At 71.8% G+C, this 18727-nt stretch carries 19 protein-coding genes and 1 pseudogene; 12 read left to right on the top strand and 8 right to left on the bottom strand.

Translation table 11 applies throughout. From position 1 onward, the window contains the following. Window positions 1–14: 14 nt before the first annotated feature. Window positions 15–2948, bottom strand: coding sequence for an AfsR/SARP family transcriptional regulator (locus Acor_RS12695; RefSeq protein ID WP_155336816.1), 2934 nt, complete (start codon window positions 2946–2948; stop codon window positions 15–17). 221 nt (window positions 2949–3169) lie between these two features. Between Acor_RS12695 and Acor_RS12690 the strand changes: the two genes are divergently transcribed. Then, a complete protein-coding gene (locus Acor_RS12690; protein ID WP_155336815.1) occupies window positions 3170–3397 on the top strand; it encodes a hypothetical protein in 228 nt (75 codons plus the stop codon). 44 nt (window positions 3398–3441) lie between these two features. Here the strand turns inward: Acor_RS12690 and coaA are convergent, their stop codons facing one another. Then, a complete protein-coding gene (gene coaA / locus Acor_RS12685; protein ID WP_155336814.1) occupies window positions 3442–4401 on the bottom strand; it encodes a type I pantothenate kinase in 960 nt (319 codons plus the stop codon). An 87-nt stretch (window positions 4402–4488) separates the two neighbouring features. Here coaA and Acor_RS12680 point away from each other — a divergent pair, with 87 nt between their 5' ends. The 11 genes from Acor_RS12680 to tsaD all read left to right on the top strand — a co-directional run bounded on the left by Acor_RS12680 (window position 4489) and on the right by tsaD (window position 14024). Further along, window positions 4489–5910, top strand: coding sequence for a PhoX family protein (locus Acor_RS12680; RefSeq protein WP_155336813.1), 1422 nt, complete (start codon window positions 4489–4491; stop codon window positions 5908–5910). Window positions 5911–5919: 9 nt separating this feature from the next. After that, on the top strand, window positions 5920–6270 hold the full coding sequence (locus Acor_RS12675; RefSeq protein WP_155336812.1) for a holo-ACP synthase: 351 nt from the start codon (window positions 5920–5922) through the stop codon (window positions 6268–6270). A 44-nt stretch (window positions 6271–6314) separates the two neighbouring features. Then, window positions 6315–7775: an NAD(P)H-hydrate dehydratase gene (locus tag Acor_RS12670; RefSeq protein WP_155336811.1), complete on the top strand. Its 1461-nt coding sequence runs from the start codon at window positions 6315–6317 to the stop codon at window positions 7773–7775. 40 nt (window positions 7776–7815) lie between these two features. Further along, on the top strand, window positions 7816–8973 hold the full coding sequence (alr, locus tag Acor_RS12665) for an alanine racemase (protein ID WP_155336810.1): 1158 nt from the start codon (window positions 7816–7818) through the stop codon (window positions 8971–8973). Further along, the gene (locus Acor_RS12660) at window positions 8970–10019 is read left to right on the top strand and encodes an alpha/beta fold hydrolase (protein WP_155336809.1); all 1050 of its coding nucleotides are present in this window, start codon (window positions 8970–8972) and stop codon (window positions 10017–10019) included. Before alr ends, Acor_RS12660 begins: the two co-directional genes overlap by 4 nt. A gap of 26 nt (window positions 10020–10045) precedes the next feature. After that, window positions 10046–10498, top strand: coding sequence for a tRNA (adenosine(37)-N6)-threonylcarbamoyltransferase complex ATPase subunit type 1 TsaE (gene tsaE / locus Acor_RS12655; protein WP_246238617.1), 453 nt, complete (start codon window positions 10046–10048; stop codon window positions 10496–10498). Window positions 10499–10611: 113 nt separating this feature from the next. Then, entirely contained in the window at window positions 10612–11244 is a 633-nt protein-coding gene (locus Acor_RS12650; RefSeq protein ID WP_155336807.1) for a hypothetical protein, read from the top strand. 38 nt (window positions 11245–11282) lie between these two features. Continuing rightward, window positions 11283–11798 carry a class F sortase gene (locus Acor_RS12645; RefSeq protein WP_246238616.1) on the top strand — a complete coding sequence of 172 codons (516 nt, stop codon included), beginning with the start codon at window positions 11283–11285 and terminating at the stop codon, window positions 11796–11798. A gap of 36 nt (window positions 11799–11834) precedes the next feature. Further along, window positions 11835–12545: a tRNA (adenosine(37)-N6)-threonylcarbamoyltransferase complex dimerization subunit type 1 TsaB gene (gene tsaB, locus Acor_RS12640; RefSeq protein ID WP_155336805.1), complete on the top strand. Its 711-nt coding sequence runs from the start codon at window positions 11835–11837 to the stop codon at window positions 12543–12545. A 32-nt stretch (window positions 12546–12577) separates the two neighbouring features. Beyond that, the gene (gene rimI, locus Acor_RS12635) at window positions 12578–13009 is read left to right on the top strand and encodes a ribosomal protein S18-alanine N-acetyltransferase (RefSeq protein WP_155336944.1); all 432 of its coding nucleotides are present in this window, start codon (window positions 12578–12580) and stop codon (window positions 13007–13009) included. After that, window positions 13002–14024: a tRNA (adenosine(37)-N6)-threonylcarbamoyltransferase complex transferase subunit TsaD gene (gene tsaD, locus Acor_RS12630; protein WP_155336804.1), complete on the top strand. Its 1023-nt coding sequence runs from the start codon at window positions 13002–13004 to the stop codon at window positions 14022–14024. Before rimI ends, tsaD begins: the two co-directional genes overlap by 8 nt. On the opposite strand, the gene Acor_RS12625 is transcribed toward tsaD, so the two are convergent. The 6 genes and pseudogenes from Acor_RS12625 to Acor_RS12600 form a co-directional block, all read right to left on the bottom strand. Continuing rightward, on the bottom strand, window positions 14021–14626 hold the full coding sequence (locus tag Acor_RS12625) for a response regulator transcription factor (protein ID WP_155336803.1): 606 nt from the start codon (window positions 14624–14626) through the stop codon (window positions 14021–14023). The genes tsaD and Acor_RS12625 overlap by 4 nt on opposite strands. Next, window positions 14623–15075 carry a sensor histidine kinase gene (locus Acor_RS12620; protein WP_155336802.1) on the bottom strand — a complete coding sequence of 151 codons (453 nt, stop codon included), beginning with the start codon at window positions 15073–15075 and terminating at the stop codon, window positions 14623–14625. The genes Acor_RS12625 and Acor_RS12620 overlap by 4 nt, the downstream gene beginning before the upstream one ends. Beyond that, window positions 15036–15521: a histidine kinase gene (locus tag Acor_RS44285; RefSeq protein ID WP_246238615.1), complete on the bottom strand. Its 486-nt coding sequence runs from the start codon at window positions 15519–15521 to the stop codon at window positions 15036–15038. Before Acor_RS44285 ends, Acor_RS12620 begins: the two co-directional genes overlap by 40 nt. Before the next feature lie 133 nt (window positions 15522–15654). After that, window positions 15655–16143: pseudogene (locus Acor_RS46235) on the bottom strand (ABC transporter permease); the annotation flags it as partial. 32 nt (window positions 16144–16175) lie between these two features. Then, window positions 16176–17060: an ABC transporter ATP-binding protein gene (locus tag Acor_RS12605; RefSeq protein ID WP_155336799.1), complete on the bottom strand. Its 885-nt coding sequence runs from the start codon at window positions 17058–17060 to the stop codon at window positions 16176–16178. Window positions 17061–17159: 99 nt separating this feature from the next. Next, a complete protein-coding gene (locus Acor_RS12600) occupies window positions 17160–18626 on the bottom strand; it encodes a hypothetical protein (RefSeq protein ID WP_155336798.1) in 1467 nt (488 codons plus the stop codon). Window positions 18627–18727: the final 101 nt, after the last annotated feature.

The raw sequence follows: 18727 nt of genomic DNA, 5'->3' as shown, positions 1-18727 counted from the left end.
AGTACCGGTCCCGCCTACCGCACGACCTCAGCCGAAAGGACGAGCTTGTCCGCGTCGCCCTCCTCCTCGCCGGGTAAGTCCACGGGCAGCCCCGCGTACCTGAGGGCTTCTGTGGTGCTCATCGCGGCTCCCCTGGCCGCCGCCCAGCCGTAGGAGGCCTCGCCCAGCGCGGCCCGCACCTCGGCCCGCACCCGGTTCGCCCACCTGACCTGAGGCCGTTCGGCGAACGCGCCGCCGGTGGTGAGGGTGACGTCGGCCGCGTGCAGCAGGATCGCCGCGCGTGCCGGGCGGTCCTCCGCCATCGCGTGCGCGGCCGCCAGGTCCAGGGCGGGGCCGAGGATGCGCTGCGCCGCGTACGGGCCCTCGTACTGGTCGAGCACGGCGGTCAGGCCGTCCCGCAGGCAGCCGAGGACCTGGTCGTGGCGGCCCTCGTGCAGGGCCAGCCAGGCGTGGCTGAGCCAGTAGGACGCCACCGCGGTCGGCGGGAAGCCGGCCACCGCCACCTTGGCGAGGGCGGTCGCCGTCGCGGGCGCGTCGGCGTAGATCCAGGCCAGCTCGGCCCGCGCCACCTCGACCTCGGTGCCGCCGAACCGGTCGCCGAGCGCGTGGAACAGCGCCTGCGCCTCGTCCAGGTCGCCGGCCACGCCGTCCAGGTCGCCGATGTGGCCGCGGGTGAGCGCGCAGGCCAGCAGGGTCCGCGCCAGCGGGTAGGGCTCGCCGTGCCGGCGGGCCAGGGCCACCGCGCGGTCGCCGTACCCGGCCACCGCGCGGCGGTCGCCCCGGTAGACGCTCACCGACGCCAGGCAGGACAGCGCGAGCACCTCCTGCCGCCCGGTCTTCCAGGCCAGGTCGAGCGCGGCCCGGAAGTAGCCGTCCGCCTCGTCGACGCAGGCCCGCAGGGACAGGAACCCGGCGCCGATCAGCGCCCGCGACAGCGGTTCCGGCGGTCCGTCCTGGACGGCGAGCACCTTGCGCAGCCAGGGCAGCGCCTCCCCGATCGCGCTGTGCCGCCAGAACCAGCACAGCGCCGAGGCGAACCGCAGCGCCAGTTCGCGTTCTCCGGCCGCGAGCGTCCACGCCATCGCCACCCGCAGGTTCGCGTACTCCTCGCGCAGCACCCCCAGCCAGTGCCCGCGCCGGGGTCCGCGCCGCTCCGCCTCCGCCTGCTCGGCCAGCCGGCAGAAGTGCCGCGCGTGCCGCAGGCGCACGGCCTCCGGTTCGGCCAGCCGCTCCGCCGCGTACTGCCGCAGCGCCACCAGCATGCGGTAGCGCGGCCCCGGCTCGGCCTGCACCAGCGACCGTTCCACCAGCGTCCCCAGCGCGTCCAGCACCCCCGTCGCGGACAGCCCGTCGTCGGCGCACACCGCTTCCGCGGCCTCCAGCGTGTAGCCGTCCCTGAACACCGACAGCCGGGCGAAGACCAGCCGCTCGGTCTCGCTCAGCAGGACGTGGCTCCAGTCCACGGCGGCGCGCAGCGACCGGTGCCGGGTGCCGGTGCGCGGGCTCGCCAGCAGGTCGAGCTGGTGGTCGAGCCGGTCGGCGATCTGGGCGGTGGAGAACGCGCGCAGCCGGCCGACCGCGAGTTCGACGGCCAGCGGCAGCCCGTCGACCGCCCGGCACACGCGGGCGACGTCGGCGGCGGGCACCGCGAACTCGGGGTCGATCTGGCGTGCCCTGGCCAGGAACAGGCGGCCCGCCCCTGAGGCCGCGACGTCCTCGGGGGTGTCGGTGGCGGGGACGTCCAGCGGCCGGACCATCAGGACGCGTTCGTCGCCGAGGCCGAGGAGTTCGCGGCTGGTGGCCAGGACGCGGACGTTCGGGCAGGCGGTCAGCAGGGCGGCGATCACCCGGCGGACCTCCGCGATCAGGTGTTCGCAGTTGTCCAGCAGCAGGACGGCGTGGCGGCGGCCGAGCCAGCGGGTGACGGCGGCCAGCGGGTGGCCGTGCGGGTCGCCGGGGGCGCCGAGCCCGGTCGCCAGCGCGGGGGCGACGCTGCCCGGGGTCTCCACGCTGCCCAGCCAGATCGCGCCCACCCCGGTGAGCGGGTCGGCGGCGGCGGCCGCGGCCTGCAGGGCCAGCCGGGTCTTGCCGACGCCGGGCGGGCCGATCAGGGTGACCAGCCGGTGGGCGGCCAGGAGGGCGCCGATGGCGGCCAGCTCGGCCGTCCGGCCGATCAGGGTGCCCGCGGCGAGGGCGGTCAGGCCGGGCAGCCGGGCGGGCGGGCGGGGGGACAGGGCCGGGTCCTCGTTGAGTACGGCGAGGTGCAGGTCGCGGAGTTCGGTGCCAGGGTCCACGCCGAGGGTCTCGTCGAGCAGGCGCTGGGCCCGCACGTAGGTGTCAAGGGCTTCGGGGCGGCGGCCGGCCCGGTAGAGGGCCGTCATCAGCTGAACGGTCAGGCGTTCGCGCAGGGGGTGGCGGGCGGTGAGGTCGGCCAGTTCGTCCAGGATCTCGTGGTGCTGGCCGAGTTCGAGCTCCAGGGTGAAGCGGCGCTCGCAGGCCAGCAGGCGGCGTTCGGCGTAGCGGTGGGCGGCGGCGGCCAGGGGCGCGCTGTCCAGGTTGGCGAAGGGCTCGCCGTGCCATTCCCGGAGCGCCGTACGCAGCAGGCCGGTCGCCGCGCGGGGGTCCGGGGTGTCCTTGGCGCGGGCCACGAGGCGGTCGAAGACGTGCGCGTCCAGCCGGTCGCGGCCGAGGTCGAGGCGGTAGCCGCCGGGCAGGGTCTCGATCACCGGGCCGAGGGCCTTGCGGAGGTTGCCCACGCAGATCTGGATCTGGGTCCTGGCGGTGCGCGGGGGCCGGTCCCAGATCGCGTCGACGATCTGCTCGAACGGCACCGGATCGCCGTCGGCGAGCAGGAGCAGCCCAAGGATCACCTGCTGGCGTCGTCCACCGACATCCACGAGGACGCCGTCGCGGCGCACCGAGAGTCGGCCCAGGATCGTGTAGTCCACGCCCTGTCCGACGAGCGGGCGTGGGGGAAGGTCGCCGGTCGCGGGCCCGAGTCGGCGGCGGTCCAGGTGGCCTGGGGGAACGCCGGGTGCACCGATGAAAGTTTCACGGGTGAGCCGGGCGCGATAACGCGACGAAAGCGAAGCGCTTAGCGGGATATCTCAGCATTTCGGTACGGGGGACGAGGTCTTCCGCTTCGGGGATCGAGACAGAAGGAGAGCTCATGCGCAGACTCGCCAAGCTTGCCGCCGCGACGGTGATCGGGGCCGGCGCCCTGACGGTGACGGCCACGCCCGCCATGGCGGCGGCCGGCTACCACATCTACGGCACGTGGCCGGTCAACCAGTCCCAGAGCTGCTACTACGCGGAGTACTACCACCCGGACGCGCCGGGACACCCTGACTTCTGTCAGGTCATCGGCGACAACATCCACCTGTTCGTCTGGTACTAGGCCATCTCATGAGCGGCCGCCGGTGGCGACTCACCGGCGGCCGTTCAGGTTCTGCGCAGGCGTACCCGGGTGATGGAGTGGTCCGGGCCCTTGCGGAGGATCAGGCCGGCCCGGCCGCGGGTGGGGGTGATGTTCTCGACCAGGTTGCGTTCGTTGATGTCGCGCCAGATGTTGCGGGCGAACTCGGTGGCCTCGGCTTCGGTGAGGTCGGCGAGGTACTTGAAGTACGACTTCGGGTCGGCGAAGGCGGTGGCGCGGAGCTGGTGGAAGCGGGCCACGTACCAGCTGCGGATGTCCTCGATGCGGGCGTCGACGTAGATGGAGAAGTCAAAATAATCGTTCACCGCCAGCGCGGTCGGGGGCGCCGGCTGGAGCACATTAAGCCCCTCAACAATAAGGATGTCCGGATTTTTCACGACCTGTTGGGCACCGGGGATTATGTCGTATTCGAGGTGGCTGTAGATCGGGGCCGTGACTTTCGGTTTCCCGGCTTTCACGTCGGCGACGAAGCGGACCAGGGCCCGGCGGTCGTAGCTCTCCGGGAAGCCCTTGCGGTGCATGATGTCGCGCTCGGTCAGCACCTGGTTGGGGTACAGGAAGCTGTCGGTGGTGATCAGCTCCACCTTCGGGTGCTCCGGCCAGCGGGCCAGCAGCGTGTGCAGCAGCCGCGCGGTGGTGGACTTGCCGACGGCCACGCTGCCCGCGATGCCCAGAATGTAGGGCGGCGGCGGGCCGTCGTCCCCGAGGAACGTGCTGACCGCCGCGCCGCGCTGCCGCGCCCCCGTGAAGTGCAGGTTCAGCAGCCGGGTCAGCGGCAGGTAGATGTCGGTCACCTCGGCCAGGTCGATCGGATCGTCGATCCCGCGCAGCTCCGCCAATTCGGCCTCGGTCAGCGTGAGCGGTGTGTTCTTCCGCAATTCACGCCATTGCTCCCGGCTGAGCTCGACGTACGCGTCCCCTACTGCCACGCCGCCCAACCTTACCTTCGCCGGTTCGAGCGACATCGACCGGCCGTCGAATTGGCGAGATCTGCCATATAGCCGTACTTCCAGAGGACATTAACGTTTCGTGAACGACGGAGGGAGTCCCGGATGGACCGGCGCAAATTCCTGACCGCTTCGGCGGCGACGGCGGGGGCGGCGATGTTCGGCGGACCGTTCGCGGGGGTCGCCGCCGCGGGCGAACGAGGGGCCCGCACCCACGGCGCGGACTACGGCCCGCTGGGCCCGGTGCCCGACCTGCGGGACGGCGTGGTCCGCCTGCAACTGCCCGCCGGGTTCAAGTACCGCTCGTTCAACCCGGTCGGCGAGGCGTTCACCGAAGGCGGCCTCACCCCGGGCCGGCACGACGGCATGGCCGCCTTCCGCGGGCCGAAGGGCAGCACCATCCTGGTGCGCAACCACGAGGTCAACGGCCCGGTGGGCGCCTTCGGCGACGTGGCCCACGCCTACGACAGCGCGGCCGGCGGCGGCACGGCCACGCTCCGGGTCACCAAGTACGGCGAGCTGATCAAGAGCGCCGCCAGCCTCAACGGCACCCAGATGAACTGCTCCGGCGGCCCGATGCCGTGGGGCGCCTGGGTGACCTGCGAGGAGACCGTCAACGGCCCCGACGTCGGCAACGACTTCACCGGCGCGGACAACGCGCTGCTCAAGCAGAAGCACGGCTACATCTTCGAGGTGCCGATCGACCGGGCGGCCAGCCGTACCCCGATCCGGTCGGCCGGGCGGTTCGCGCACGAGTCGGCCGCCTTCGACCCGCGCAGCGGCGCGATCTACCTGACCGAGGACAACTTCGGCTTCGCATCCGGCTTCTACCGGTATCTGCCGCCGAAGAACCCGCTCAGGGCCGGCCGCATCCTGGACGGCGGCAAGCTCCAGATGCTGGCGATCAAGAACGCGCCCGGCAAGGACCTGTCGGTCGGCCTGCCCGCCGGGTCGACCTTCCAGACCACCTGGGTCACCATCGACGACCCCGACCCTGCCTTCAGCACCAAACCCACCAACGACCAGGCCATCCAGTACGTCGGCAACCAGGGCAGGGCCAAGGGCGCCGCGCTCTTCTCCCGGCTGGAGGGCGCGGTCTACGACGCGGGCACGATCTACTTCGTCTCCACCCAGGGCGGCGCGACGGCGGCGGGCGACACCGCGCCCTCCGGCTTCGGCAAGGGCCGGGGGCAGATCTTCGGCTACGACACCTGGAGCGGCCGGCTTCGCCTGATCTACGAGTCGCCCGGCTCGCTGGTGCTCGACCTGCCAGACAACGTCACCACCAGCAAGCGCGGCACGCTGGTGCTCTGCGAGGACGGCGGCGGCGACAACTACCTGCGCGGCCTCACCCGGCGCGGCCAGATCTTCGACTTCAGCCGCCTGATGCCGGTCTCCGGCGACTCGGGCGCCGAATTCGCCGGCAGCACGTTCGGCCCCGACGGGCACACCCTGTTCGTGAACGTGCAGTCCTCCCAGGGTGTCTCGTACGCCATCTGGGGCCCGTGGCACAAGGGCGGGTTCTAGAGTGGGCTCATGATCGTCGGCATCGGGGTGGATCTCGTGGACGTGGCCAGATTCGCGGCCTCGATCGAACGCACGCCCGGCCTGCGCGCCCGCCTGTTCACGGCGGAGGAGCAGGCCGAGGCCGTGCACTCGCTGGCCGCGCGGTTCGCGGCCAAGGAGGCGGTGGCCAAGGCACTGGGCGCGCCGCCGGGGCTGAGCCACCTCGACGCCGAAGTGCGCAAGGACGCGGCGGGGCGTCCGTCGCTGCACGTGGGGGGCCGGGCGGGCGAGCTCGCCGCGTCTCTCGGGGTGCAGAACTGGCACCTTTCGCTCAGCCACGACGGCGGATTCGCGCTGGCGTACGTGATCGCCGAAGGCTGACGTGGCGGATGGCTTCGGTGATCGTCTGCGGATAGCGTCGAACCATGCGGACCGCGTACACATCTGAGCAGATCAGGACGGCTGAGCACGCGCTGATGGCCACGGTCGCCGAGGGCGAGCTGATGCGCAGGGCCGCGACCGGGCTGGCCGTGGTGTGCGCGGGGCTCCTGCCCGGTGTGTACGGCTCGCGCGTGGCGCTGCTGGTGGGCAGCGGGGACAACGGCGGCGACGCGCTCTACGCGGGGGCCCGGCTGGCCCGGCGGGGGGCGCGGGTGGAGGCGATCCTGGCGGGGTCGCGCACTCATGAGGGCGGGCTGGCGGCGCTGCGGGAAGCCGGTGGGCGGACGGTGGAGCCGCCGGGCCATGAGGTCGTCGAGCGGGCCGATCTGATCGTGGACGGGCTGGTCGGCATCGGCGGGGCGGGGGAGCTGCGGGAACCGTATCGGGGGCTGGCGCTGGCCGCCGAGCGTGCGCCGGGGCTGGTGGTGGCCGTGGACGTGCCCAGTGGGGTGGACGCGAGCAGCGGGCAAGTGGCAGGGGTGGCGGTCAGGGCGCAGCTGACGGTGACGTTCGGGGCGTGCAAGAACGGGTTGCTGATCGATCCGGGGAAGTCGCACTGCGGGCGGGTCGAGCTGGTGGACATCGGGCTGGGGCCGTACCTGCCGGATCCGGATGTGGCGTCGCTGACCGACGAGGACGTGGCGGATCTGCTGCCGACCCCGGAGGCCGAGTCGGATAAATACCGCCGTGGTGTGATCGGGATCGTGGCCGGGAGTGATCGGTTCACCGGCGCGGCCGTGCTGTCGGTGGGCGGCGCCGTCCGGGCCGGGGCCGGGCTGGTGCGGTTCGCCGGCGCGGAGGCGGCGGCGCGGCAGGTGCGCAACAGCTGGCCGGAGGCGATCACGACCGTCCTGGACGGGCCTTCGGTGGCGGAGGTCGGGCGGGTGCAAGCGTGGGTGCTCGGGCCCGGCATGGGCACCGGACCGGAGGCCGAGGCGCTCGCGCGGGCCGTGCTCGCCACCGACGTGCCGGTGCTGGTGGACGCGGACGGCCTGACCCTGCTGGCCCGGGACCGGTCGATGCTCCGGCGGTCCGCGCCGACCGTGCTCACCCCGCACGCCGGGGAGCTGTCCCGGCTGCTGGAGGTGCCCAGCGACCGGATCGAGGCCGCCAGACTGGAACACGTCCGGCGCGCGGTCGACGAACTCGGGACGGTCGTGCTGCTCAAGGGCTCCACCACGCTGATCGCCGAGGAGGGCAGGCCGGTCAGGGTGAACGCCACCGGGACGCCGTGGCTGGCCACCGGCGGGACCGGGGACGTGCTGTCCGGGATCGCGGGCACGCTGCTCGCGGCCGGGCTCAGCGGGTACGACGCCGCCTCCGCCGCGGCACATTTGCATGGACTCGCGGCACAGGCCGCTTCAACCGGCAAGTCCGGCGGACACGGACCAATCGCCGCGATGGATGTGGCGCAGACGTTGCCCCAGGTCATCCGGAGTCTCTGAGTTGGTCGCAGCCACCGGGGGCGGCTGCGAAAATTGACGGATGAGCGAGCTGACTCCGGCCGAGGCCCGTGTGGATCTGGCGGCCATCCGCCACAACGTCGGGCTGCTGGCCGCCGCCTCACCCGGCGCCGAACTGCTGGCGGCGGTCAAGGCCGACGCGTACGGGCACGGGCTGGTCCCCTGCGCCCTGGCCGCCCTGGAAGGCGGCGCGACCCGGCTGGGCACGGCCTACGTCCGGGAGGCCCTGGCCCTGCGCGCGGCCGGGATCACCGCGCCCGTGCTGGCCTGGATCATCCCTCCGGGTGAGCCGCTGGCCGAGGCCGTCCGGCAGGACATCGAGCTGTCCGCGGGCGCGACCTGGCTGCTCGACGAGATCGCCGCCGCGGCGCGGAGCACGGGGAAGACCGTTCCGGTGCAGCTCAAAGTCGACACGGGCATGGCGCGGGGTGGCGCTCCTGCGGCCGCGTGGGCGGAACTGGTGGATCGGGCGCTGGCCGTACAGGCGGAAGGCCTGATCAGGGTGACCGGGCTGTGGTCGCACTTCGCCTGCGCCGACATCCCCGGCCATCCGTCCATCGACGCGCAGCTCTCGGCCTTCGAGGACGCGGTCAAGCAGGCCGAGCAGGCGGGCGTCTCCGGCGCGATCCGGCACATCGCCAACTCGGCGGCCACCCTCACGCTGCCGCACGCCCGCTACGACATGGTCCGCCCCGGCATCGCGGTGTACGGCTTGAGTCCCATCCCCGAACAGGGCGACTTCGGCCTGGTGCCCGCGATGACGCTGGCCGCCCGCCTGGCCATGGTGAAACGCGTCCCGGCCGGCGCCGGCGTCTCGTACGGGCACCTCTACCACACCGAACGCGAGACCACGCTGGGGCTGGTGCCCCTGGGATACGCCGACGGAATCATGCGCGGAGCGACGAATCTGGCGGAAGTCCTGGTCGGCGGCCGTCGGCGGCAGATCGCCGGGCGGGTGTGCATGGACCAGTTCTCGCTGGATCTCGGCGACGACCCCGTCACCAATGGTGAGGAAGTCATCCTGTTCGGCCCCGGTAACGCAAATGAACCGACATGTCAGGAATGGGCGGATTCCCTCGGCACGATCACTCATGAGATCGTGACCGGGATCGGATCCCGCGTGCCGCGTGTTCACCTCAACGTAAGGCCGGGGGACGGGCGACGAGGAGATCGGCAATGACCGCACGGCGGACAGTCGGGATCGCGGGGACCATCGTCGGCGCGGTCTCCGCCGGAGTGGCGGCGGGCGCGCTGGCCAAGCGGTATGCCGTGGGGCGGATCCGGTTGCGCCCCGACCCGGAGGCGAACGAGCCGTTCGGCGAACTGCGCGGCCGGGAGCGGGTGCTGACCACCTCGGACGGCCTCCAGATCCACGCCGAAGTGGACGGGCCCGAGGACGCGGAGCTGACCGTGGTGCTCTGCCACGGCTACTGCCTGACCTCCGATTCCTGGCACTACCAGTGGCGCAACCTGCGGGATCGCTACCGGGTGGTGCTGTGGGACCAGCGCTGCCACGGGCAGTCGGCCAGGGCGGAGGCCGCCGACTGCACCATCGACCGGCTGGGCGAGGATCTGGCGCTGGTCCTGGAGGAGCTGGTGCCGGGGCCGTGCGTGCTGGTCGGGCACTCCATGGGCGGCATGACGATCATGGCGCTGGCCGACCGGCGGCCCGAACTGTTCGGGGACCGGATCCGCGGGGTCGCGCTGATCTCCACTTCGGCGGGGAAACTCGCCGAGCTGAGCTTGGGCCTGCCCGCGCTGGTGTCGAGGGCCGTGCACATCGCGACGCCGGGCGCGGTCTCGGTGATGCGGCAACGCTCCGCGCTGGTGGACCGGGGGCGGCAGGCGGGCAACGACGTCGCGTTCCTGGCTCTGCGGCTGCTGGCGTTCGGGGACTCCAAGGCGGTCAGCCCGACCGTGGTGGACTTCGCCGAGACGATGATCAGGGCCACGCCGTCCGAGGTGATCGCCGATTTCTATCCGGCGCTGATGTCGCACGACAAGCTGACCGCGCTGGACGTGCTCAACAAGGTGCCGACCGCGATCGTGGTCGGCGAGCGGGACTGGCTGACGCCGCCGGACCACAGCCGCGCCATCGCCGCCGCCGTGCCGACGGCGGAGCTGACCATGGTTCCGGGGACGTCGCATCTGGTCCAGCTGGAGCGGCCGGGCGTGGTGAACGACGCGCTGCGGGAGCTGCTCGAACGGGCCGCGAATCTGGGATGACGGGACGAACGGTGAATGGAGTGGGGATGAAGGCGCGGGACGCGGCGGAGATGCGCGAGCTCGGCGTCCGGATCGCCGGGCTGCTGGGCCCGGGGGATCTGGTCGTGCTGACCGGGTCGCTGGGGGCGGGCAAGACCACGCTGACCCAGGGCATCGGCGAAGGGCTCAACGTGCGGGGGCCGATCACCTCGCCGACGTTCGTGATCGCCCGGGTGCATCCGCCGCTCGCGGACGGGCCCGCCCTGGTGCACGTGGACGCGTACCGGCTGGGCGGGGCGCTGGAGGTCGACGATCTCGATCTGGACGCGTCGATCGCGGATTCGATAACGATTGTGGAGTGGGGTGAGGGCCTCGTCGAAGATCTTTCGGACGAACGGCTCGAAATCTTGATCGAATCCGGCACCGAAGATGACCAGCGAATCGTGCACGTTCGGGGTGTTGGACGTCGATGGTCCGATATCCCGGCCATGCTGATCTAGGCCGTTACCCGCTGGACCCTTCCACAACGCTGAGGATCAATAGAAAATGAAGATCTTTGGTAATGGATTGGCCTAGATTTTCGGGGTAAAGGTGCGGTGAGAGGGGTGCGCCGATGGGCAAGCTGATTCAGGCCGCATGTGCGGGGGCGATGTTGATCGGCGTGGTCGGGTGCTCAGCGGAGGCCCAGAGCGGCTCGCCGACACCGACACCGACCCCGACGGCGTTGACGCCGATACCGACCGCGACGCTGTCGGTGTTACCCCGGCAGAACATCCGGGTCGTGGTCGATCCGGCCTCCATGGCCGGAGGGGCCACCAAGAACGTCCGCGTCACCGCGTTCTGCCCGCCCGCGCAGCCGGGCACCACCTACAAGGCCAACGCCCGCTCCGACGCCTTCACCGGCATCGTCAGCCTGATGCCCCCGCTCGCCACCGCGACGGCCAGCCCCGCCCCCGAACCCAGCCTGACCGGCGTAGCGCTGCTCAACGCCAACGCCAAGGCCGGCGGCTACCGGGTGGAGGTGCGCTGCGAGGCCACCAACGACATCGGCACCGCCCGGTTCCGGGTGACGGCCGCGCCCGCGGGCACGTTCCCCACCAAGGCGCCCGGCGCCGGCGGCGGCGGCACGGCGGCCGGCGGACCCGAGGAGGAGGAGTCCGGGCTGCCGGTCACCCCGATCGCGATCGGCCTGCTGGCGGCGTTCTTCGTCGGCATCAGCGTGGCCCGCAGGCGTAACCGGGGCTGAGATTGGCCAGTTCCACCCGCTCGTTGATCATCGCGGGAGTGATCACCGGATTAGTGCTGGTCGCGATCAGCAAACCGCGGACCGAGCAGATCGCGACCCGCTCCGCCGCCGTGCCCGAACGCATCGACATCCCCGCCCTCGCCATCAAGGCCCCGCTGATGAAGCTCGGCCTGACCGGCGCGGGCGACGTCGAACTCCCGCCCTACGAGAAGCCGAAGGTGGCCGGCTGGTACACCGGCAGCGCCGTCCCCGGCGACGACGGCGCATCCGTGATCATCGGCCATGTGGACACGAAATCCGCCCCCGCCGTCTTCTACCGCCTCCGCGAACTCCGCAAGGGCGCCACCGTCAAAGTCCTGCGCAGCGACGGGAAAACCGCGTCCTACCAGGTCGACTCGGTGGCACAGATCCCCAAGGACGAGTTCCCCGCCAGAAGCGTCTACACCGGCGACGGCCTGCGCCTGGTCACCTGCGGCGGCGATTTCGACTGGAAGAACCACGAATATCGGGACAACATCATCGTGTACGCCTCCCGCGTGACCGCCCGACTCTGACGGGTCGGCTCGCCGGAACGGCTACCCTTGTTGTTCGTGCTGGTCCTGGCCTTCGATACCGCGACGCCCGCCGTGACGGCCGCGTTGCATGATGGAACGCGCGTCCTGGCCGAGTCCACGACGGTCGACGCCCGCCGCCACGGCGAACTGCTCGCCCCGGCGATCGAGAGTGTGCTCACCGAGGCGGGTGCTTCGCTGCGCGAGGTCACCGCGGTGGTCGCGGGTGCCGGGCCGGGGCCGTACACGGGGCTGCGGGTCGGTCTGATGACGGCGCGGGCGCTCGGCTCGACCCTGGGCATTCCCGCCTACGGCGTCTGCACGCTGGACGCGCTGGCGTACGCGACCGGATCGTCCGAGCCCTTCGTCGTGGTCACGGACGCGCGCCGCAAAGAACTCTTCTGGGCGCGGTACGGCGACGCCAGGACGCGGCTCGACGGGCCGCGCGTGGCCCGGCCGCATGACGTTCCCGGCGGGCTGCCGATCGTCGGAATCCGGCTTTATGAGGAGATCATCGGCGCGGTGACCGGGCCGGAACACCCCTCGGCCGGCGCCCTGGCGGGGCTCGCCGCCGAACAGCTGGCTGGTCTCACCCCCGAACAGGCCGCCGCGGCGGCCGGACTGCCCGAAGGCCGGATCGACTCCGAGGAAGCCGCCCAGGGCCGCGCCGTCCTCGGCCCGCCCGCGCCCATCTACCTGCGCCGTCCCGACGCCCAGATCCCGGGGGCGCCCAAGAAGGTGACCGCGTGATCGGCCAGGCCCCCGTGGCGGCCCTCCGCCAGATGACCGGCTTCGACCTCGCCGCCGTGCTCGACATCGAACGGGCCACCTTTCCCGCCGACGCCTGGACCGAGGGCATGCTCCGCGGCGAACTCGCCGACCAGCCGCGCACCCGGCACTACCTGGTCGCCGAAGTCGACAGCCGGATCGTCGGCTACGCCGGCCTCGCCATCGCCGCCGACCAGGCCGACGTCCAGACCATCGCCGTCTACGCGGAACACCGCCGCTCCGGCATCGGCTCCCAACTGCTGACCGCGCTCCTCGCCGAAGCCGCCCGGCGCGGCGCTACCAAGATCTTCCTTGAGGTGCGGGCCGACAACCCGCCCGCCCAGACCATGTACGCGAACTTCGGCTTCGAGCCGTACGGGGTGCGCCGCGGCTACTACGACGACGGCACCGACGCGATCACGATGATGAGGGAACTCGATGGCTGACCAGCCGATCGTCCTGGGGATCGAGACATCCTGCGACGAGACGGGCATCGGCATCGTGCGCGGGCACACGCTGCTCGCCGACACGATCGCCTCCAGCATGGAGGAGCACGCCCGGTTCGGCGGGGTCGTCCCCGAAGTGGCGTCCCGCGCCCACCTGGACGCGATGATCCCCACCGTGGAGAGCGCCCTGGCCAAAGCCGGGCTGCGGGTCACCGACATCGACGCCATCGCGGTCACCGCCGGTCCCGGGCTCGCGGGCGCGCTCCTGGTCGGGGTGGCGGCGGCGAAGGCGTACGCGCTGGGGCTCGGCGTCCCGCTCTACGGCGTCAACCACCTCGCCGCCCACGTCGCCGTCGACCAGCTCGAACACGGGCCGCTCCCCAAGCCGTGCCTGGCCATGCTGGTGTCGGGCGGCCACTCCTCGCTGCTGCTCGTCCCCGACGTCGCCAAAGAGGTCATCTCGCTCGGCTCCACCGTCGACGACGCCGCCGGCGAAGCCTTCGACAAGGTCGCCCGCGTGCTCGGCCTGCCCTTCCCCGGCGGCCCGCACATCGACCGGGCCGCCCGCGACGGCTCCGGCACCGCCATCGCCTTCCCGCGCGGCAAAGCCGACGACGGCACGCTGGACTTCTCCTTCTCCGGCCTCAAGACCGCCGTCGCCCGCTACGTCGAGAAGAACGGCGGGTCGCTCTCCCTGCCCGACGTCGCCGCCTCCTTCCAGGAGGCCGTCGTCGACGTCCTCACCCGCAAGGCCCTCGCCGCCTGCGCGAAACACGACGTGCACGACCTGCTGATCGGCGGCGGCGTCGCCGCCAACTCCCGCCTCCGCGCCCTGGCCCAGGAACGCTGCGACGCGGCGGGGGTGCGCCTGCGGGTGCCCCGCCCGGGGCTGTGCACGGACAACGGCGCCATGGTGGCGGCCCTGGGGGCCAACCTCCTGGAGGCCGGAGTGGCGCCGTCTCAGCTGACGATTCCGGCGGATTCGTCACTGCCGATCACCACTATTCACGTCTAAAGCCAGCCTTGGTCTGCGGCTCTTTGTAGGGCTTCGGTGCGGTTGCGTGCGCCGGTTTTCTGGATCGCCGCGGACAGGTAGTTGCGCACCGTGCCTGCCGACAGGTGTAGGCGGGTCGCGATGTCGGCGATGGTCGATCCGTTGACCGAAGCGGCCAGGACGTCGCGTTCTCTCGGGGAGAGTGGGTTCGGGCCGGCGCTCAGGGCGGCGGCGGCCAGGGCGGGGTCGATGACGCGTTCGCCCGCGCGGACGCGGCGGATGGCCGCCGCCAGTTCGCGGGCCGGGCTGTCCTTGACCAGGAAGGCCGACGCGCCGGCTTCCATCGCCCGGCGTAGGTAGCCTGGGCGGCCGAAGGTCGTGAGGATCATCACCCGGCAGCCGGGAACGCGCCCCCGCAGCTTTCCGGCGGCCGTGATTCCATCCATTCCCGGCATCTCGATGTCCAGCAGCGCGATGTCCGGCACGACCTGCTCCGCGAGGGTCAGCAGTTCCTCCCCGGAGGCGGCCTCACCCACCACGTCGATGTCCGGTTCGAGGCCGAGCAGCGAAGCCAGCGCACCCCGCACCATCGCCTGATCCTCCGCCAGCACCACCCGGATCATGTGGCGCTCGACCCCGTCTCGACTGGCTCGACGACTCGGACGGGAACCTCGATCCGCAACCGAAACCCCCGCGGGCCTGCGTCGGCTCGCAACGTTCCCCCGGCCGCGTCGACGCGTTCGGACAAGCCGCGCAAGCCGCTCCCCGGTGGGCCCGTTCCGCCGTGGCCGTCGTCGGTGATCTCCAGGGTCGCCGCCGAGCCGTCGTGGGTCACCTCGATCGAGCAGTGCGCCGCGCGCGCGTGCCGGACCACGTTGGTGGCGCCCTCGCGGACCGCCCAGCCGAACAGGCCGTCGAGGTCGTCCACCAGCGGAGGGCAGGATCTGTGGACGGTCACGGTCACTCCGGCCGCTTCGAGGGCCGAGCGGGCGCCGTCGATCTCGTCGCTGAGGCCGCGCCGCCGGTAGGCGGTCACGGCTTCGCGGACTTCGACGAGTGCCTGCCGGGCCACCGACTCGATGTCGGCAGCTCCCGCCGCACCGGTTCCTGGCCCGACTCGGCGAGCCGACCGGCCAGCTCGCTCTTGAGGACGATCAGCGAGAGGCTCTGGCCGAGCAGGTAGTGCAGGTCGCGGGAGATGCGCAGGCGTTCTTCGGCCGCCGCCAGCCGGGCGACCTCACGCTGAGCCTGACGGAGCTGGACCACCAGCAGCCGGGTGTTGCGCACGCTCATGAACAGGACGCCGAGGGTGGCCATCTGGAGCAGCAGGATGACGAGCGTTCCGCCGTCGGTGCCGATCAGCAGCCCTTCGATCAGCACGCACACGGCCATGCCGGCGATGCTCAGCACGGCGGGACGCATCGACAGGGCCATCGCGTACACGACCGTGACGTAGATCGGCAGTGACAGCCACCCGCCGCCGAACAGCAGCGGGTAGACGAGAGCCCAGCACCACACCCCACCCGGCCAGCCCGGCGATCATCGAGCCTTCCGGCAGCTGCCCGCCGGCGATCCGCCAGCCGATGCTCGCGTACTCGTACGACGGCAGCGCCCGCATGATCGCCCGCATGGTCTCCGGCATCAGCTTGACCGGGAACAACAGGCCGCCCACCACGGCCAGCCCGAACATGCTCGCGATCGCGGCGGGCTGGGCCGACTCGGCGGGCAGCAGCGAGCCGATGGTCAGCCCCAGCGCCGCGAACGGGATCGTGCCCAGCCACATCGCCGGAATCAGCGTCATCCACGGCCCGGCCGACAGCCTCACCTGCCGGACCAGTACGGCCGCCAGGCACACCAGCACCAGCGAGGGCAGCACCAGCAGCAACGAGGCGGCCAGCTTGGTGACGATGATCGTCCACCGGGACAGCGGCGTGACCTGCAACTGCCGCAACCCGCCGCCGGTCCGTTCCTGGGCCCACGGCACCGCGCTCGACATCATGGCCGCGGCGAGGGAACCGTACGCGGCCATGGAGACCATGAGAACCACGCTTTCCTGGTCACTCCCGAGGCCCGAGTAGAGCAGATAGCAGCAGACAGGAAAGGCGACGACGAAGACGACATACCGCTTGTTGCGGAACATCCGCAGCGCTTCGACTCTGAGGTAGGACGGCATCAGGCCTCCCTGGTGAGGGCGAGGAACGCCTCTTCGAGGTCGGCTCCGCCGATCCGCAGGTCGCGCACGTCGAGGGTGGTGCCGCGGTAGAGCGCGGCGATGGTGGCGTCCAGGTCCGCGGTGCGCAGGGTGGCCCGCCCGGAGCGCAGCTCGACGCCGCTGACGTGGGGGAGCGTCGCCAGCGCCCCCGACGGCTGGCCGCCGATCGCGAAACTCGCCGTCTGCCCGCCGGCCCCGGCCTTGATCTCGGCGGCCGTCCCGTCGGCGACGACTTTCCCCCGGGCGATCACGATCACCCGGTCGGCGTTCTCGTCGGCCTCCTCCAGGTAGTGCGTGGTGAAGAGCACGGTATGCCCGTCAGCGGCGTACGCCCGCATGCTCGCCCAGAGCCGGCGCCGCGACTCCACGTCCATCGCGGCCGTCGGCTCGTCCAGGACGAGCAGGCGGGGTGCTCCGGCGATGGCGAGCGCGAACCGCACCCGCTGGATCTGGCCGCCGGACAGCCGGTCGGCCCGCCGCTTGGCGACTTCGGTGAGATCGGCGATGCGGAGGATCTCGGCCAGCCCGAGCGGGCGGGGGTAGAGCCGCCGGATGAAGTCCACCGTCTCGGCGACCGTCAGTTCGGGGATCAGCGTGCCGTCCTGCAGCATCGCGCCGACCTCCCCGCCGCTCACCGCCTCCTCGGGGGTACGGCCGAACACCCGTACCGTCCCCGATGTCGGCCGGATCAGCCCGAGAAGCAGTGATATGGAGGTGGATTTGCCGGCGCCGTTGGGGCCGAGCAGGGCGACCGTCCGCGCCCGGGGGATCTCCAGGTCGAGCCGGTCCACGGCGAGTGCGTCCCCGTAGCTCCGGCTGACCTGGTCGAATGCGATGGCGTTCATGCCGTCAACGCTAGGAATCCGCTGCGGCAGCCGTTAGTGCGGATCTTCCGGGGTTGACGGTGACATTTGTCAGAGGGCCCCGGCGCGGGGCCCTCCGGCTCAGTCCTTGTTGTTGCGGGTCGGGCGGAGTAGCGCCTCGGCGAGAGCCAGCATGGTCTCCTCCAGGGCGCCCAGGCGGCGGGTCATGTCGGTGTGCGCGGGTTCCACCGTACGGGCGAGGGTTTCGGCGAGTTGCTCCCGGTCCGGACGGGCGGTGATGAGCGGGGTGAGCGCCTCGGCGGCCTCGGTCAGGCGGAGTTCCACCGTGTCGAAGCGGGACGCGTGCTCGGCGCCCAGATCGCCCAGGTTCTTGTGCAGTTCGCTGATCTCCAGCGTCGCGGGGAGCTGGCCGATCCGCTGGCTGACCGCCTCGACCCGGTCGTCGACGCCGTCGAGGCGCTCGGCGACCTGCTCGTCCAGGGCGGTCAGACGGCCGCGCAGGCCCTCGTCCAGGGTGTTCACGCGCTCGTCGAGCGTGGTGAAACGCTCGTCGTGACGGCCGAGGTGGCTGTCCACGGTCACCAGGCGCGCGTCCACGCCGCCGAGCCGGGTCTCGACGCCGGTCATCCGGGTGTCGATGTCGGCCAGGCACTCGTCGGCGGTCTCGATCCGCCCGTCGATCCGGTCCAGGCGCGCGGTGACCCCGGCGACCTGGGCTTCCAGGGCGTGGAACTGCGCGCCGGTTTCGGCCTGTCCGTCGCTGACCGTGGCCAGCCCGGCGGTCACGGCGGTCAGGCCGGTGCTCACGGTGGCCAGGCCGGTGTCGAGCCGGTCCAGCCTGCCCGCGGCGACCGCCTGGCGGCTCTCGACCTCGCCGATCCGCACCGCGACCTGCTCGACCGCCGTGGTCACCCGGTCGGCGGCGGCTTCCACCGCGCCCCCGAGACCCGAGGTCAGGTCGAGCACGCCGCCTTCCAGCCGCTCGGTCCGCTGCGCCAGCTCGGAGAGCGCCTTGTCCAGCCGGGTGAACCGGTTGGCGGCGGCCTCCATGCTGGCCTGGAGCTGGCCGAGGCGCTTGGTGAACTCGACCATACGGTCGGTGACGGAATGGGTGCCGTCCAGAATGGACTGAAGCCGGGTCAGCGCCTCGTCGACGCTCTCACCGACCGTCCCGACGTCGGCCCACAGACTGGGCAGTTCGGCGATCGGTTTGACCCGCTCGCCGACCGAGTCCACCCGGTCGCCGATGCCGCCGACCCGCTCGTTCACCGCGTCCACGTGGTCGCGGACCAGTTCGACGTGCTGGGCCAGTCCTTCGGCCCAGGACGGCGGCCGGTTGGTGATGTCGTCGAGGCGGCCGTTGACCGCCTCCATGGTGCCGCTGAGTCCGCCGAGCTCCCGCTCGCGCACCTCGCGGAGCAGCCATTCCATGCCTTCCAGCCGCTGCCGGATCTCGTCGAGCACCGCGCCCTGGGTGCGCTGCTCGTAGACGTGGTCCTGGGCCGCGCGGGCCAGCAGCTCGCGCATCCGGTCGGAGATGGCGGCCTGACTGCCCGCCTGGAGGAGGGTGTGGTTGGAGTGGTCCACCGAAAGCTCCTTCACTCGCCGACGTTCGATCGCAGCGGTGGGAAATGGGTCCGGTTCGATGAGGGATGTAACCGCGCAAACACGTGCTGTCACCGAACTGT

This window comes from Acrocarpospora corrugata (assembly GCF_009687845.1).
Classification (GTDB): domain Bacteria; phylum Actinomycetota; class Actinomycetes; order Streptosporangiales; family Streptosporangiaceae; genus Acrocarpospora; species Acrocarpospora corrugata.
The sequence above is the reverse complement of the archived record's forward strand: the minus strand, read 5'-3'. Positions and strand labels throughout refer to the sequence as shown.

Excerpts from the sequence above, each read along its gene's own strand:
- Acor_RS12690 (WP_155336815.1), top strand. The coding sequence starts at position 3,170 with ATGCGCAGACTCGCCAAGCTTGCCGCCGCGACGGTGATCGGGGCCGGC.
- coaA (WP_155336814.1), bottom strand. The coding sequence starts at position 4,401 with ATGTCGCTCGAACCGGCGAAGGTAAGGTTGGGCGGCGTGGCAGTAGGG.
- Acor_RS12680 (WP_155336813.1), top strand. The coding sequence starts at position 4,489 with ATGGACCGGCGCAAATTCCTGACCGCTTCGGCGGCGACGGCGGGGGCG.
- Acor_RS12675 (WP_155336812.1), top strand. The coding sequence starts at position 5,920 with ATGATCGTCGGCATCGGGGTGGATCTCGTGGACGTGGCCAGATTCGCG.
- Acor_RS12670 (WP_155336811.1), top strand. The coding sequence starts at position 6,315 with ATGCGGACCGCGTACACATCTGAGCAGATCAGGACGGCTGAGCACGCG.
- alr (WP_155336810.1), top strand. The coding sequence starts at position 7,816 with ATGAGCGAGCTGACTCCGGCCGAGGCCCGTGTGGATCTGGCGGCCATC.
- Acor_RS12660 (WP_155336809.1), top strand. The coding sequence starts at position 8,970 with ATGACCGCACGGCGGACAGTCGGGATCGCGGGGACCATCGTCGGCGCG.
- tsaE (WP_246238617.1), top strand. The coding sequence starts at position 10,046 with ATGAAGGCGCGGGACGCGGCGGAGATGCGCGAGCTCGGCGTCCGGATC.
- Acor_RS12650 (WP_155336807.1), top strand. The coding sequence starts at position 10,612 with ATGGGCAAGCTGATTCAGGCCGCATGTGCGGGGGCGATGTTGATCGGC.
- rimI (WP_155336944.1), top strand. The coding sequence starts at position 12,578 with ATGACCGGCTTCGACCTCGCCGCCGTGCTCGACATCGAACGGGCCACC.
- tsaD (WP_155336804.1), top strand. The coding sequence starts at position 13,002 with ATGGCTGACCAGCCGATCGTCCTGGGGATCGAGACATCCTGCGACGAG.
- Acor_RS12625 (WP_155336803.1), bottom strand. The coding sequence starts at position 14,626 with ATGATCCGGGTGGTGCTGGCGGAGGATCAGGCGATGGTGCGGGGTGCG.
- Acor_RS12605 (WP_155336799.1), bottom strand. The coding sequence starts at position 17,060 with ATGAACGCCATCGCATTCGACCAGGTCAGCCGGAGCTACGGGGACGCA.